This window comes from Paenibacillus ginsengihumi DSM 21568, from assembly GCF_000380965.1.
Classification (GTDB): Bacteria; Bacillota; Bacilli; order Paenibacillales; family NBRC-103111; genus Paenibacillus_G; species Paenibacillus_G ginsengihumi.
The window spans coordinates 65,774-81,804 of record NZ_KB905567.1; the positions used below are offsets into that span (position 1 = coordinate 65,774).

At 48.1% G+C, this 16,031-nt stretch carries 15 protein-coding genes; all 15 read right to left on the bottom strand.

What is annotated here, in order from left to right:
- Window positions 1-12: 12 nt before the first annotated feature.
- Window positions 13-1,314: a nucleotide sugar dehydrogenase gene (locus F591_RS0112230; RefSeq protein ID WP_019534891.1), complete on the bottom strand. Its 1,302-nt coding sequence runs from the start codon at window positions 1,312-1,314 to the stop codon at window positions 13-15.
- A 141-nt stretch (window positions 1,315-1,455) separates the two neighbouring features.
- Complete coding sequence (locus tag F591_RS27970; RefSeq protein WP_019534892.1) at window positions 1,456-3,744, bottom strand: glycosyltransferase; 2,289 nt, start codon at window positions 3,742-3,744, stop codon at window positions 1,456-1,458.
- 12 nt (window positions 3,745-3,756) lie between these two features.
- Window positions 3,757-5,685 carry a glycosyltransferase family 2 protein gene (locus F591_RS27975; protein WP_019534893.1) on the bottom strand — a complete coding sequence of 643 codons (1,929 nt, stop codon included), beginning with the start codon at window positions 5,683-5,685 and terminating at the stop codon, window positions 3,757-3,759.
- Complete coding sequence (locus F591_RS0112245; RefSeq protein WP_019534894.1) at window positions 5,678-6,007, bottom strand: hypothetical protein; 330 nt, start codon at window positions 6,005-6,007, stop codon at window positions 5,678-5,680. The genes F591_RS27975 and F591_RS0112245 overlap by 8 nt, the downstream gene beginning before the upstream one ends.
- A 72-nt stretch (window positions 6,008-6,079) precedes the next feature.
- On the bottom strand, window positions 6,080-7,213 hold the full coding sequence (locus tag F591_RS0112250) for a flagellin N-terminal helical domain-containing protein (protein WP_019534895.1): 1,134 nt from the start codon (window positions 7,211-7,213) through the stop codon (window positions 6,080-6,082).
- Between the two features lie 161 nt (window positions 7,214-7,374).
- Window positions 7,375-7,608, bottom strand: a complete 234-nt coding sequence (csrA, locus tag F591_RS0112255; RefSeq protein ID WP_019534896.1) for a carbon storage regulator CsrA — start codon at window positions 7,606-7,608, stop codon at window positions 7,375-7,377.
- Between the two features lie 3 nt (window positions 7,609-7,611).
- Window positions 7,612-8,064: a flagellar assembly protein FliW gene (gene fliW, locus F591_RS0112260; RefSeq protein ID WP_019534897.1), complete on the bottom strand. Its 453-nt coding sequence runs from the start codon at window positions 8,062-8,064 to the stop codon at window positions 7,612-7,614.
- 121 nt (window positions 8,065-8,185) lie between these two features.
- Window positions 8,186-8,770 carry a DUF6470 family protein gene (locus F591_RS0112265; protein ID WP_026326562.1) on the bottom strand — a complete coding sequence of 195 codons (585 nt, stop codon included), beginning with the start codon at window positions 8,768-8,770 and terminating at the stop codon, window positions 8,186-8,188.
- 12 nt (window positions 8,771-8,782) lie between these two features.
- Entirely contained in the window at window positions 8,783-9,697 is a 915-nt protein-coding gene (flgL, locus tag F591_RS0112270) for a flagellar hook-associated protein FlgL (RefSeq protein WP_019534899.1), read from the bottom strand.
- A 37-nt stretch (window positions 9,698-9,734) separates the two neighbouring features.
- The gene (gene flgK / locus F591_RS0112275; RefSeq protein WP_026326563.1) at window positions 9,735-11,348 is read right to left on the bottom strand and encodes a flagellar hook-associated protein FlgK; all 1,614 of its coding nucleotides are present in this window, start codon (window positions 11,346-11,348) and stop codon (window positions 9,735-9,737) included.
- Between the two features lie 54 nt (window positions 11,349-11,402).
- Window positions 11,403-11,906: a flagellar protein FlgN gene (locus F591_RS0112280; protein ID WP_019534901.1), complete on the bottom strand. Its 504-nt coding sequence runs from the start codon at window positions 11,904-11,906 to the stop codon at window positions 11,403-11,405.
- Window positions 11,907-11,924: 18 nt separating this feature from the next.
- On the bottom strand, window positions 11,925-12,200 hold the full coding sequence (flgM, locus tag F591_RS0112285) for a flagellar biosynthesis anti-sigma factor FlgM (RefSeq protein WP_019534902.1): 276 nt from the start codon (window positions 12,198-12,200) through the stop codon (window positions 11,925-11,927).
- A gap of 326 nt (window positions 12,201-12,526) precedes the next feature.
- The gene (locus F591_RS0112290; protein ID WP_019534903.1) at window positions 12,527-12,952 is read right to left on the bottom strand and encodes a TIGR03826 family flagellar region protein; all 426 of its coding nucleotides are present in this window, start codon (window positions 12,950-12,952) and stop codon (window positions 12,527-12,529) included.
- 233 nt (window positions 12,953-13,185) lie between these two features.
- Window positions 13,186-13,971, bottom strand: a complete 786-nt coding sequence (locus tag F591_RS0112295; protein WP_019534904.1) for a ComFC family protein — start codon at window positions 13,969-13,971, stop codon at window positions 13,186-13,188.
- Window positions 13,972-13,984: 13 nt separating this feature from the next.
- Entirely contained in the window at window positions 13,985-15,883 is a 1,899-nt protein-coding gene (locus F591_RS0112300; RefSeq protein ID WP_019534905.1) for an ATP-dependent helicase ComFA, read from the bottom strand.
- Window positions 15,884-16,031 lie beyond the last annotated feature (148 nt).

The window sequence follows — 16,031 nt, forward strand, 5'->3', positions numbered from 1 at the left end:
ACCTGCCTTCAGTTATAGTCTGTATAGTTTATTTTGTACGGTAACGCCCTTCATAGCATTTCTGGTATCAAATATAATTTGCGATTTTTCGCCTATCAACTTGTAATCGAAATCGGAATGATCCGTAGTGATGACCACTAAATCTGCATCTTCCAGTTCTTGCGATGAGAATGGAACCGATTCATGGTTAATCCCGCGATAAGTAAAACTCGGTATTTTGGGATCGGAAAATTTCACATTGGCCCCCCGCTTCATCAACAGTTCAATGATCTTAATGACAGGCGATTCTCTGTAATCGTCGATATCTTTCTTATAGGCCACACCTAATAAATAAATGTTGGAGCCTTTTACCGCCTTGGCTTCTTCATTCAAGATATGACCGATGCGTTCCACGACATGTTCGGGCATGCTGTTATTTATTTCACCGGCCACTTCGATCAGGCGCGTATGATAGTTGTACTCACGGGCTTTCCAGGTTAAATACCACGGATCGACCGGGATGCAGTGTCCTCCGAGGCCCGGTCCCGGATAAAACGCCATAAACCCGTAAGGCTTCGTCTTCGCGGCATCAATCACTTCCCACACATCGATGCCCATTCGGTCGCATAAAATAGCCATTTCGTTCGCTAACGCGATGTTAATGTTTCTAAAGGTATTTTCTAAAATTTTCTCCATTTCTGCTACCTGCGGACTCGACACTTTATGGACCGTACCTTCTAAAACATTTTCATACAGCACCGCGGCAATTTCCGTACATTGCGGCGTCACGCCGCCTACGACCTTTGGCGTATTTTTAGTCTTAAACTGCTTATTTCCCGGATCAACCCGTTCCGGAGAGTATGCCAAGTGAAAGTCTTCCCCGCACACCAAGCCCGACCGCTCTAATATCGGCTTTACGACCTCGGCCGTTGTCCCCGGATAAGTTGTGCTCTCCAGCACCACCAGCATTCCGGGATGCAAATACTTGGCAATCTCCTCTGTCGACGCTTTAACATAGCTAATATCCGGCTGCTGATAGTCGTCTAAAGGAGTTGGCACACAAATGGTGACGATGTCAACTTCTTCAAGCATACTGTAATCCGTTGTGGCCACCATTCGGCCTTCTTGGACAAGAGCATGCAGCTCGTGCTCAACTACATCCCCTATGTAATTAACCCCCTGGTTTACAAGATGCACACGCTTTTCCTGAATATCGAAGCCAATAACCGAAAAACCGACCTTCGCTTTTTCCACGGCTAGTGGCAAGCCCACGTAACCCAGTCCGACAACACCGATCTTTGCGGTTTTGGATTTAATTTTTTCGATGAGTTTCATCTTATCATTCTGCTTTCTCTAAATGGTTTTTTATAGCTGGATGATAGACGCCTATGACGAGCGATTCCTATCGCCATCAGTCGTCACCTGCGGTGTTGAAATTTTGCTGAAGGACTTCGTCAAATTTTTCAAGAGAGCTGGTTATAAAATAAAGGCTTTCTCTATTTCCCTCAGCAATTTTTTCAAAGCGGGATTTAAAGATTCCAAACTCTCCATGGCTTTCCTGTACTCGTATTCTAAATTTTCTTTAGACCAGATATCATCCACATTCAAAGAAAAGGAGCCTTTACCTTTCTGAGCGATAACAGCCTTTTGTGACAAACCGAGACCATGTTTCAGCAGACAAATTTTGTCCAGCAAATAAATGGCTTTTCCGAGTTGATTTTGTTCAACACGATCCAAATGATTTCTCTTGTAAATATCGGTGATTTGTTGAAATACAGCGTCAGCCAAATCCATTTTTTGACCTAATAACTTCTTATCAAACGGGTAATTCATATAGAAGTTCGTCGGTATATATCCTCCGACATCTAAGCCCGCTTCATTGAAAATCTCTTGTATATAATCTAAACTGCGAATCACTACATGGGATGTGCCACTCTTGGCGTCTGTTAGAGTAATTGGATCGAATAAAAGCACGATCCCCCCGCTGGATAAACAGCTTGACAAGTTATGTATCGTTTGCTTATATTTTCTTTCGTTTGTAATATGGAGAAGAACATCCGCTCCAAAAATCAAATCGAATTTGATGTCACTCGGGTAATTTGCAGAATCGGAAATATCACCGCAATGGAAGCGATATTCCTGGTATTGTTCTCTCAAAGTGCTTACTGATTTTGTGGAAATGTCAATACCAACATAGTTTTTACAACCGTGCTGATAAAATTGTTTCGTAAACATTCCTATGCCCGGACCAATTTCGAGAACATTGACTTTTTCGAAATCCTTGAATCTCTTTTGCATGACCTTCCTGAGTATCTCCATTCTGGAAAGGTACAGCCACTCATTATAGATTTCGCCTAAACCGATGTAGCCAACCCCTTCGATATCGAACTTGTTTTCCAGCCTTGAATTCCAGTATTGTGCATAGTTAAACTCTGTTTTATCTTCTTTATTTACATCATTTAAAATGGTCTTCAAACGATTTATTTGCTCCGAAAGCGAGTAATTTTGCTCTATGAAACTTCTATACATTGGCGATGAGTAAGACTGCCGCGTGATTTTCTCCACAGCTTCATCAATACTGCTAAATAAATATTCCGTCGCCCAGATTTCGTCAGCAAAAGGAAAGTGATGTATAATGGGTTTAATCCCTCTTGCCATCGATTCCGCGATGCCGTAGCCAAAACTCTCGTGGATGCTTGTGGAGAGCAAATAATTTTTGTCTTCCAGCCAAGTATCAATATCATTTTGCCAGCCGTCAAAAACAATATTATTTGTGAGATTCAATTCTTTAACTTGGTGATCCCAGTACATTTTAGCCAAGGAATCCTGAAACTCTCCTGCTATATACAATGTATACCGAGGATTGATTGAAACTAGCCGTCTCATAATTTGCAGCAGAAGTACAGGATTTTTTCTCATATGGATATATCCAACATAAGCAATATTAAACCCGGGAGTTCTCTCTTTATATTGAAACTTTTCCAAATTCACGCCATTTTTTAATACTGTAATTGCAGTGAGCTGCTCTATATTGGAAATCCGTTGTTTCAAGAGAATCTTCAAATGATCGCTAACAATCAACAGTCTGTCAACATTTTTCCAATTTACTTTTAAAGGATAATCTGTAAACACCTCGTATCGATGTAAGCGGCAAATCACTTTTTTCTTGATTGCTTTTTCGTTATTGCTTCCATAAACAACCAGTTCGTCACACCATTCAAACCAGCAAATGTCCGCCCAATCCATCCCTTTATCAATTTGCTCTGTCGTTGTTACGATCATTTTTTTAACGATATACGCATTGTTTAATTGTTCGATAATATCGTCAATAAAACTATCAAGTCCCTTTTTAACAAATACCGCCAACCGCTGCTTTTTCACCAATGGCTGGTGGCGATTAGTCAAATTGACAATGGCTTGCCTGGCGACGTCTTTCTCATTATTATTCAAGGCGTATTCGGCCTCCGAATAATAGTCGTAGGCTAACTGATACTTTTCCTGCTGCTCATACACATACGCTAAATTAAATAAAATATCCGCATTATAAGGGTATTTGATCAAGCCTTCTTTTAATAATTTTTCTGACAAGTCCAATTCACCGTTCACTAAGTGAATGACAGCCTTGGTTGTTAGCAGCCACTTCTCGTCCTGGATCAAGTCGCCGTATTTCTTCAATAATTCGCTACCTTCATGTATGGCCCCTTTATTAATCAACAGTTCGATTTTTTGCTTCAGTTCTTGTTGATGCTGCGCACCTGACTCCATAATTTAGCTCCTTTAACGGTTTATTGTTTCCAAATTAGCGAGCCCATCGATGACATATTCTCGCAAAAGCCTCGATAAATACGGATACTCTTCGGTTGCTTCTTTAATATATCTGTGATAACCTAGACGGTCGCCGGCTTGCTTCGCACATTCAGCCAAATATAATAGAATCAAGAACTTTTCTTCTTTATTTGTAATCACAGGATAAGTCAGACGTATGCGCTCTATATTATATAAACTCTTTATAAATTCAATCCCTTTATGGATATATTGATTGAATAGATCTCGTATCATTTGCTCATCTAGATCCACCGGCCAATTTTTCTCTTCTGCTTTGGACAAAAGAATGACGTTAGCAATCGCAATAAATATCCGATTATTATGAAAATCGCTATACTTAAAGTCATTTCTTAAGCTTTGCAAGAAATATGGTTCTTTGCCCTCTTGATCGATCAAGACTTTAACAATTTTCTTAATGGTTGAGCTATCGAGCTTTTTGAATAAGCGGTTCAGACACTTCTCCTCTAGTAAGTAATGAACGAACTCAAGGATCACTTCATCGCTGTATTCAATGATGTTGTACTGGTTAATAAATTGAATTAATAATGGCTTCCTGTTTTCGCTGAGTCTGATTTGGTTCAATAAACCATAGCTGTCTTCGAGTTCTGAAAAAGCATTTGTAAAAAGCTCTTTCCTCTCAATAGGCCACTCTTTTTTCAGAGATTCCAAATAATTGACAAACGGTCCCTTTTCTTTTTCATCAATACCTTGATAGAGTTTCCGCAATTCCACATAATTATCTTCTAGCAGCAGCAATTGCGTATTTAGTTTGTCGGACAAATTTTTATTGCTTATATTTTTTATCCATTTTTTGTATTTGGATGGCTCAAAATGAATATGTTTAGAGTAAATCAGACGAACTAATTGATTTAACGTAATATTGTACGACAGCTCGTCCAATGTGTACATTTCGATCGCTGTGAAATTGGATAATTCCAATTGGCCAGCGTTATATTTTTCGTGCAACTGAACATATTTTTCTAGTGCACTCAATCCTTCTTCGTATTGCTCCATCTCTACGTAAGAGTGCCCCATATAATAATATAAATCCAAATAATTGGGACTATAGGACAGACCTTCTTTGCAAATCTCTATAACGGTTTCATGTTTTTTCGCGTTTAACAGCATTCGGGCATATTCTCCGAATACATAATACCGGTGAACGATCAATTCTTTGGGCTGTTTCTTCATGGATTGATAAGCTTTGGTCATTTCCTCCAAAGCCGTTGCAGATTCATTATGCATCATGTAAGAACGGGCTAACTGAAAACGGTAATACACATGGTCCGGGTCTTTCTCCAGTTCTTTTTTCAACATGGTTGCAGTTCGTTTAAACTTTTTTTCCATTAACTCTTTATCTTCGCTAATATAACCATAGTGCATTAACCATATATCCTTAATTAACACAGGATGCTTATAAATGGGTTGATTATGTATAGTGCCTCTATATTCAAACGTTCCATCATTTCTAAACATGCGTTCTTGAACATGATAAACGTACTTTTTCGATTGGATAGAAAGCAAGTTTTTCTCTCTGATTCGCACCGTATTAAAATTGCTTAACTTTGGATCGTGCAACAATGCGATTAGCTCATCAGGAGTCTCGAGTTCTTCATCGGCATCAATAATAAAGATCCATTCTCCGGTTGCATAAGAAATCGAAATATTTCGCATGCTGGAGAAGTTTCCATTCCATTCATGAAAATAAATATGGCTTGTATACTCTTTGGCAATTTCAACAGTTCGATCCGTCGAACCTGTATCAACAATGATTAGTTCAGCATAATCTTGATCCAAAATCGGTCTCAGGCTGCCCAAACATCTGTGTAAGTTTTGTTCCTCATCCTTCACAATCATACAAAAGCTGATTTTTTTAGTCATTTGTTATACATCCATCCCAATAGATTAGTAAAGGTTTTATATCGTATTTCAGTAAATCCGCGATGTATAGCAGGTCTTTACTTTCTACATGGTCTAACAGCACCTGTACTTTCTCGTTAAACAATTCCAAATCGAAATCAAGCACCTGATGCTCGACTAAAACCAGCATTGTTTCTGTGAACATCGCTAAATCCTCAATAAAAAAGGAAAGTCGTTCTTCCTGCCCCTCCATTAAACTTTGACAAATCGGATCAATCCGATGAATCAGATTCTGGATGAGCTCTTTTAAGGACATTTTTAACTCAATCAGTTGATTATTCATAACTTCTCCTTTGAAAAAGGACCGACTAAACGCTTTAGCCGGTCCTTAAATATTCTATTAAATGCTCGTATATTAGCGCAACAATTGCAGAACGCCTTGAGGCTGCTGATTGGCTTGAGCAAGCATTGCTTGCGCAGCTTGCGTAAGGATGTTGTTCTTCGTGAACTCCATCATTTCCTTAGCCATATCCACATCGCGGATACGGGATTCAGCTGCAGTCAAGTTTTCTGCGGAAGCACCGAGGTTGTTAATGGTGTGTTCCAGACGGTTTTGGAAAGCACCCAGCTTCGAACGTTGTGCCGAAACATCCTCGATTGCTTTGTTAATTGCGGAGATGGAAGCTTCTGCCGCTTGAGCGCTGCTTACGTTAATTTGATCAACATTCAACGCGGATGCGCTCATGTTCTCGATCGAAACGTGCATCGTTTGAGACGAGTTTGCACCGATTTGGAACGTCAACGAAGAGTCTGTCAATGTTCCTGCAGCTGTAGCTTTTCTTGTCGTGAACGTAAATTCCTCACCGATGGAGCCAGTGCTCAAAGTTCCAATAGTAATCGCTGCGTCGCCAATGGAAACAGCCCCGCCGCCGCTTGTTGTAACAGTGCTTGTCGCACCTGTCGCGTCTGTGTAGGTTAATGTATATACCCCGCCAGTAGTGGCAGATGTGATTCTTACGTTGTAAGTATTGTTTTCTGTGATCGTAGCTGCAGCAGAGATACCAGTAAACAGCTTGGAATTGGATACTTCGTCAAACGATGCATATTGAGCTTTGTCCACTACGCCTTTCAAGTCGCCGTTCAACAATTTCTTCGTGTTGAACTCCGTCGTGTTAGCGATGCGGTCGATTTCCTCAATCAATTGATCGATCTCTTTTTGCAGCTCAGCGCGATCCTCGTCTGTGTTCGTATCGTTGGATGCTTGAACAGCCAACTCGCGCATACGCTGCAGGATGCTGTGAGTTTCAGTCAATGCGCCTTCAGCAGTTTGAATCAAGGAAATACCGTCTTGTGCGTTTTTCGAAGCCATTTCCAAACCGCGGATTTGGCCGCGCATTTTTTCGGAAATTGCCAAGCCTGCAGCGTCGTCGCCTGCACGGTTAATCCGCAGACCCGAGGACAATTTCTCGAGTGCCTTACCAGCGGCACCATTGTTTACACCCAATTGACGGTGCGTGTTGATTGCCATAATATTGTGGTTAATTCTCATTGCAAATCTTCCTCCTTGAAGGTTGTTAGTCCCACATCCATGTGGTTCTTTCGACTATTCTTGAGGTCGGCCGCCCTCGCGAACAGGCTCTGAATACTATATCGGCAGTGCCAATTTATTTGTTTAGAACTTTTTTCGCATATTTCGTGAATTTATTCTAATTATTTTTCCTTATTCTTCAGCAGCTTGGCGAGTTCCGTCTGATCGACCCGGCTTTGGGAGGCTTCCTCATTGGTCTCCTTCAACATGGCATAAATTTCTTTGCGAAACACCTGCAAATGCCGGGGGGCGCGAATGCCGATCTTCACCTGATCCCGTTCCGTCCCCAGAATGACCAGCTCGACTTGATCGCCGATCATGATCGACTCCCCTGTCTTCCTCGATAGAACGAGCATGACTTACCCCTCCTTCTTTGCTTGCCTGGACAGCAGCTCAACCAGCTTATGCTTCGTGCTATATCCGGAATGATGCAGAATCGCTTGCTTGGCGAATCGGTTGCGGCTGTTCAAGATGAGCGGGGCCAGCAAGTTCAGCGTGGCTTCCTCCAAACGGTCATGCACCGTACACACGACCCACACGCTAACCTCGCGCTCGCTTTCAATTTCGAGGAGCTCCTGATCCTCCTTGCTGAGCTCCAGCTCGTAGTCTGGAAAAATGGCAAAAGGATCGGCGATCACAAAATGAAGGTTTCCTTCCTCGACCGATTGCAGATAAGCAAACGGAAGCTCTTCATTTAACGGGACGATGACATATTTCTTGTACGATTCAAAGCCGGGAATGCCTTCCGGAAAAAAAATCACTTGCTCCTCTTCAACGTTGATCGGGCCCAATACTCGGGATTGTACCATCATGACAATGCTTCCTCCTGCCGTAACAATATATTGTCCTATGACGAAGGAGTCGCTCGACATACGCCTCCAAAAAGGAAAAGAAGCTATAGCCTGCTAAACTATAGCTTCCATTGAACCATGACTACCGTTTTAAATCAATGCGAGGCGGCGTAATCTCGACCTTCGGATACTGCAGCATATAGACATCGAGCTTGCCGCGGGTATAGCGATGCTCCGGCGGATTCACCTGCACCTCAATATTCGTATCGCCTTCTATATACTGAATGTCCAAAGTTCCAGGCTCGTAGCGCATGTCGATGTTGTCGAACGACGCTTCGCCCATATACATGTATTCAAAAAAATCGATATCTCTTGTGCTCTCCTCGGCGAGCGCCTTAATCGCATTCTCGCCGGTATGAATCGCAGCCATCCGGTTGCCGTCCTCGACGATCTTGGCAATGCCCTGCAGGGCAATATTGCGGCATTCCGAATAGATCCGGTGCATCACTTCGAGGTGCGGTCCGCGGCCTAACGCGTCCCATACCCTGCTGTTATCGATATACAGCTTGCCGAATTCCGCATCGATCTCAAGTCTCGGTCTGACCGTCTTCATGTCCATCTTCGCTCGCGGCTGTCGGAGCTCCTGCTGTCCCAGATCGGCATCGATGCCCAGTTTAGCGGGCTGTTGAACGATTTGAATTTGGGGTATTCGAACACCACTCACCATCGATCGAACCCCTTACTTCAGAAAGTCAACGAGACTGACGCTGATGATTTTCGCGCCCACCGAAAGCGAAGATTGGTAGACGTTCTCATCCGTCTTCAGGTTAGTGATCACTCCCGCTATATCCGCGTCCTCCGTTTTGGACTGCAGCGTCTGCAAGTTAACGCCGATGTCCTGCAGCCGGGATTGAGCCAGCTCGATGCGGTTGAGACGGGCGCCAATATCCGCTCTTGCCTCCAGAAAACGATCGTTGACCGTGTCAATCCGCCCCAAAATATTGCTCACTTCCTGATGATCGCCAGATTGGAGCGCACTCACCAAGTCGTCCAAAACTCTGAAAATATTATCGTTCGTTCCCGGATTATTCGGATCATCAGGCTCGCCGAATACTTGATTGCCCGGTACATTCGCTGCAATCCTGACTCCCACGCCAATCTCAAACTTGATTTCGCCGGTATCGATCGGATCGGTCATCGCCGTCTCCAACTGATAAGGAGGAATGTCCGTTTTTTGTCCGTTAAAAACGTATTTCCCGTTAAATTGGCTATTGCCGATCGTAACCATCTGCGAATAAAGCTGTTTTACTTCACTGGCTATGGCATTCAACGCTTGCTGCGGGTTAGTGCTGTTGGCTCCCTGCACCGCCAATTCTCTAACCCGCTGAATGACGCTGTTCGCCTGTCCCAGCATGGAATCGGTATAATCGAGCCAAGAGATTGCCGCATCGACATTGCTCTCGTACTGCTCGTTAGCTGCCAGCTCGCTCCGATACCGCAGACCGAAGCTCATCCCGACCGGATCGTCGGAAGGCTTGTTGATTTTGCGGCCGGTTGCCAGCTGGTTCTGATGATCATTCATTCTATGCAGATTCGTGCTTATGTTGCGCAGCAGCTGATTGTTCATCATTCCCTGCGTGACACGCATAGTCATCGTTTTATACCTCCGTTAGGCGTCTTGGACGATCCGTCTATCTGCCGACAATGCCCATGCCGTTAATGATCCTGTCCAGCATTTCGTCCGTTGTCGTCATCGCGCGCGCCGCCGCATTATAGGCATGCTGGTACTTGATCATGTTGGCCATCTCTTCGTCGAGGGATACGCCGCTCACCGATTGCCGTCTCGACTCGATCTGATCGACCAGAATGTCCTGGTTGATCGTCTGACGGTTCGCTTCCTGAGCTTGTACCCCGAGCTCCGCCACCAGAGAACGGAAAAACTCATCGAACGTGCCGTCGGAGAGCACCGACTGCCCGGTCGAGGTCGGATCGAAGTTGACCCGTTTATTCCTCATATCAGCGAGCAAAAGCGCCATTTCGTTATTTCCTTTGACGATCTGCTCTACCCCGCTTGCGTCTTCATAAGTGCGCCCGGACGTCGATATATTCGAGACATCATTCAAAATGACCGGATTCACCGTGACATTCGCTGCCGAGATGCCGCCTGTCGTCCCCGGTTTGATCGTAAAGAAAGGGACGGCCGCCGTAGCCGGGCTTTTGTTCGCAAAGCCGAGCTGATGCAGTCCGTTGAAGCCTTTGACAATGACTTCCACGTCGCCATTCAACGTGCGCTGCGCCACATTGCCCGCGAAGGGGGTCGGCACCGTCGTCCCGTCCGGCTGTACGATGTTCAGGATAGTCCCCTGCGGTATGACCATATCCTTAGGCAGCGTGATCTTCACGTCGCCTTCCACCAGCACTTTCAACATATTGTCTAATTGGAACTGGTAATCCGCCACATAGCGATTCCGCGACTGAATCATGCCGTAGACTTCGCCGCTGGTTAAGTTGCCCCCTTCCACGGCTGAAGCCTCCAGCAATTGACGGGTGACCTCGGTCTCCACATTCGGCCCGGCCACCAATTGAAGATTCCCCATGCTAACGAAGTAGCCGCCGGCTTCTTCCGTATAAGTGATATTGATGATCTTCGATAGATCGTCCATCAGCACATCGCGCTGATCCCGAAGATCGTTGGCGTTGTTGCCAAGCCCCTCGATCCGGTATATCTCTTCGTTCAATCTCGCAATTTGACTCGTTATCGAATTGATTTCCGTCGCCTTGATTTCAATATTGTTCGTCAAATCGTTCGACAAATCGCTGAGTTGCCGGGAAGTCTGATTGAAGGCGTCCGTGAGCGCCAGCGCCCGTTCCTTCACCAGCACCCGAGCCGTTGTGCTCTCCGGCGATTTGCTAAGCTCCTGCCAGGCGTTCCAGAACTCCTCGATCACTTGCCGAATGCCCGTATCCGAAGGCTCGTTAATGATCGCCTCCAGCTTCTCCAGCGTATCCTTGCGCACAGACCAGTCGCCCAGACTCTTGCTTTCATTATGAAACTGCTGGTCCAAAAAGCGCTCCCGAATTCGATCGATGCTGGTAAATTCGACGCTTTGGCCCATCTGCCCGGGAACCGTGCTGCGCATCATCCCAGGGTATTCGAGCGGTCTTGCAGCAACCATATTGACAACCTGTCTGGTGTAGCCCCGCGTATTCGAATTGGCGATATTGTGCCCTGTCGTCGTTAACGCCGCTTGCTGCGCAAATAACGCCCGCTTCGATATTTCCAATCCTCCGAATGTGGATCGCACCGTCATTTAACCCCTTTCATTCAAGCCGTTATTGTTTCCGATGATTGCCGAAGTTCAGGCACGAGTATCGAACAACCCGGTGCGCTTGGCGCTTCCGCCCGCATGCTGCGGGTGCTGATATACGACTTCGTTCTCCGGCGGTCCGGCTATAAGATCCAGCGAATAGTCGATGAAGGCGAGCGATTGCTCGATCAGCTGCTGGTTCAATTGGTTGATCTCCCGCAGCTTGCGAATGGCGCCAAGCAGCTTCTTCTGGGCTTCCATCAACCGCTTCTTATCCTCCGCCTGAAACACGATTTTCGTCAAATCGCTTACCGTTACCCGCGGATTCGGCTTATAGCCCTTCTCGATCATGTATTGACCGATGGCTTCGACACGCTGAAGATCGAGCTCCCCGACCTGCTTAATGAATTTGTTCTCCTTCGCTACGATGCGGGTCAGCTCCTCCACATCGCCCCGAATCAGAGCATGCTTCTTCTGTTCCGCCAAATCCAACATGCTGTGATGTGCGGCGTCCAGCGAATGCATGACGTCCAGCAATTGTTCGAAAGAAGACATGCCCGTTCACCTCTGCATTTACTTCAAAAAAGGAAAGATCTTCTCCGCCAGCGCTCTTGCGTCGACCTTGTACGTTCCCGCTTCCACCGCGTTCTTCAGCTCCTCGATCCTTTCAGCGGATACTTTGCTTGCTTCCGACGAACGCATAGTACCTAGCAATTCCTTCGCTTCGTTTGAGATTTCCACCTGATCTTTCTTGCTTCCCTTCTTCCCGGCCGCGGCTGGGTTCGGAGTTTCCTGTTGTTTGCTATATTGGTTAATCGCTCCGATTCGACTCGGTCCGTTCACTTTCATCCTTGCTCACCTCTTTGAAGACAAATGAGAAAAACCACCGTAAAAGCTTTACTTCTTTTATCGGTGGTGGGTTACGAAAAGTTTATATATCCGTTAAGAAAAACGCTTCACGACTTGAGTCTTGGCCACAAACGGCTTCACGTTTTGGCGGGGGCCTGTTTATGACTCAGACCGCAAAGCATGGCTTGAAATCATAAACCGAGGGCTACAAGCAAGCCATGCATCACCAGATCCTCTCTAACGTGAGCCTACGGCTAGCAAAGCGAGCAATCCATTCCCGGTAGCTCCGGTCCCGCCGATCGCGAGGCGTCCAGGCCAATATCGGATCAAAGCCGATCCTGCAACCGCTCTTTGATCTTGTAGGCCGAGCCCCGATCCTTCTGCTTCTCCTGTTCCTTGCGCCGCTCCTCGTCTTCCTTCAGCATGGAGGCGTCCTTGGCCAGGCGGGCCCGGCACGGCTCGCACATCAGGTTTTCCCTGATCGGCGCTCCGCATACCTCGCAATGATAGGTCATGTTCGGATTATTTTTAATGGAGATCCTTCCTTCGCGAATGAACCGGACAATCTGCTTGATGGGGACCTCCGTCGCATCGCTCAGCTCCTGAATGGTGCATTGCCGGTTTTCTCGCAAATATTTGATGCATCTCTCGTACTGCCGCTCTAAATCTTTGATGCAATTAGGACACAGCCCGTGAATGTTCTTCACATACACTTTCCCGCAGCGGTCGCAGTTTGCCACGTTCAGGCTCATCGGAATCCCCCTATAGTCAATCGGTTCTTTATCCTGAATTTATGTAATCCCTGTCTTAAAAATTCGGCGGTAGCCACCGACCAAAATTTCAACATCAAAGGTGACGATTCGCTGACGAATGAATCACTCGTCATAGGCGTCTATATGATACTATAGCTTATTAGGGACTTATTGACTATAGGTTTTGTATATTTTTAATAAAATTCCACAACTTCTGCCCTTGCCGACGTTCATCACCTCGCCCAGCAAAGCCCGCATACCTGGACCTCGATTTGGGACCGGATCGTCCGGGCGCATTCGTTCAGCGTGCTGCCGGTCGTATAGACGTCATCGACAATATAGATCCTGACCGGACCGCCGCGGATCAGTGCTTGCAACCGGGACACGCCGCGCGGCTCAAGGGCAAATACGCCCTTCAAGTCGTCGATTCGCTGCATTCTTGCTTTAAAACTTTGCTTGCCGGTATGAGCGGTCCGCTTCAGAAGGGGAAGCACCGGCAGCCTCGTCAGCTTTCCCAACTCCGCAGCCATCTGCTCTGCCTGGTTGAATCCCCGTTCGGAGAGCCGCTCCTCGCTAAGCGGCACGAAGGTAATCATCTCCTGAACAAAATCCGGACAAGGCTCCTCCTTGCCATGCAGATGATAGGCATGCAGCAGCATAGGACCGATCACTTGCCGCATCGTTTCCCGTCCCCGGTACTTGTACAGTGCAAGCCATTCTTTCATCCCCGGAGTGTACCTGACCGCGCTGCGGTTGCGCAGCAGATAGGTTTCCGCCCCTCTGGCGCAATCGGGGCAGCTCTCGTAACGGCCGCACTTCGCACACACCACTTCCGTAATCCAGGGAATTGCGGCCAAGCAGGCCCGGCACAGCGGGAGCAACGGATTGGCCCCTTTATGGGCCATGCCGCAGCTGAAACACGTCTGCTGCTGCAGCGACAATATCGTTTCCCAGCTTCGCAGCCGGGAGAGAGCTGTGCGAACGGAATGCCAGATCGGATGGTTCCGAATGATCGCCACCTCCTCCAGATCGTTATTTCAAGTACCCTTTCTTTCGAGCAATTTTGTTCATCTCGACGATTTGCCGAACAGCTTCCTTCTGAGAGCTTGTCCGCTCCTTGGCCGCAAAGACGACGAAGCCGTTCGGGTCCTGCGCGGAGCGGCCGGCCCGCCCGGCCATCTGCACAAGCGCAGCGGCATCGAACACCGTCGAGTCTGCCTCGAGAATAAACACATCCGATTGCGGGATTGTCACCCCCCGTTCGAGAATCGTCGTCGTCACCAGCAGACGAATGTCGCGTTCGCGGAAGGCGACGACTTTGCTAGCGCGATCGGCATCCTTCGAAGACGTCCCTTCGGTTCGCACTTCGGGGAACTGCTTGCGCAGCCACTCCGCGACCGGCTCGACCTGATAAATTTTCGGGACGAAGACGAACACTTGCGCCCCCCGTTTTAGCGACCGGTCCAGCAGCTGCACGAGCTTGCCCGCTCCACCGCCCCCGCCGGATGTCATCCTCGCAATACCCGGAATTTGCAGCAGCTGGGGAACGGGAAGCGGATGCCGATGATACCTCGCGGCCACCCGGGCATGCGGCAGCGTTCCTCTGCGAACCTCGCGCTGGAGCGGCACCGGAGGCGTCGCCGACAGCAAAATATACGCACCGCCGGGAGCGCATACCTGCTCTGCGGCAAACTCCAGCAATGGGTTGTTATGATAGGGGAACGCGTCAATCTCATCGATCACTACCAGATCGAACGCTTCCCGAAACCGCATCAGCTGGTGTGTCGTCGCAATGGTAATGTCCCCTTGCTCCCAGCGCTGCTCGCTTCCCCCATACAAAGTAACGACGCTAGCTTCGGGGAAAGCCTTCTGAATGCGCGGCCGCAGCTCCAGCACCACGTCCCGCCGCGGAGTCGTGACCACGACCCGGCCTCCTTTAAAAAGCGTAAAAGCGATAAGCGGAAAAATCATCTCAGTTTTCCCGGCCCCCGTTACAGCCCAGAATAAGAACCGGCGAATCCGGCGGCCGACTCGCTTGCTGCTTGGCGGATGCTGCAGGAAGGCTAGCGCCTCCCTGGCAGCCTCGGTCTGCACCTCGCTCAGCCCCCAAGGCTTCAGGAATGCGTCCATCCCGCCCGGAGCGGCAAGCGCGCTTCCCATCGCCGCGCCCGGCCGTCCGGTTTCCGGCTGTCCGGTGCCGGTGCGGATCAGCGGCGTGCAGGCGCGAACGCGTCCCATCGTTAGACACTGTTCGCAATACGCGCACAATGTCCCGCAATGATGGCATAAGGTCCGGACTAGCCCGTCCGTCTGCGGCCCGGTTCTGCTTCCCGCCTCCGCGCTCGTTCCGCAGCGCTTGCATTGCAGCTGCCGCGAAGAGCGGACGAACGGCAGCCGGCTTATAGGCCGCTCCAGCCAACGTATGCCCGGCTCCAACGTCCACGCGCTGCACAGCCATCCGTATTGCAGTCCGTATGTTAAATCCGCTTCCCCGTCAGCCAGCCCTCTATCCTTCAACAAGGAGGAAAACTCCTCAACAAGCAAAAACCGGCCGCGAATCGCCTCGTATATTCTTGGGATTCGTTCGATCCAAGAATGTCCGATTGCGTTCGCTGCCGGTTCTTCCAGCAGGTTCGGCGGAGTCCAATCCCGCCACTGCCATGTAGACATGCGTTCTTTCGATATGTCCCACTCCTCCGCCATGCTGGCCAGCTGGCGGATCTGTTCTTGCCACCGTACTTTGCCGGACAACGCGGATAGCCTCTCGCAAAAAGCATAGGCTTGTCCGAAGGATAAAGCCGGCTCCAGCACGCGCATGCGGAATGGCCCGCCGGCGCGCCGCATCCAGTAATGCCGGTCGGCCTGCAAATTCAACGAAACGTGCCAGGAACCGCCCACAGGGCGAATGAGGTAATAAAGATGTGCTTTCATATCTCACCTGTCAATCTTGAAAATTCGACGAATCCCTCCGGCGAATTTTCTGGCACCGAAGGTGACGACCGATGACGACAGGAATCGCTCGTCATAGGCGTCTATCTTGAAAATTTGGCGGTATACGCCGACAAAATTTCAACACCGA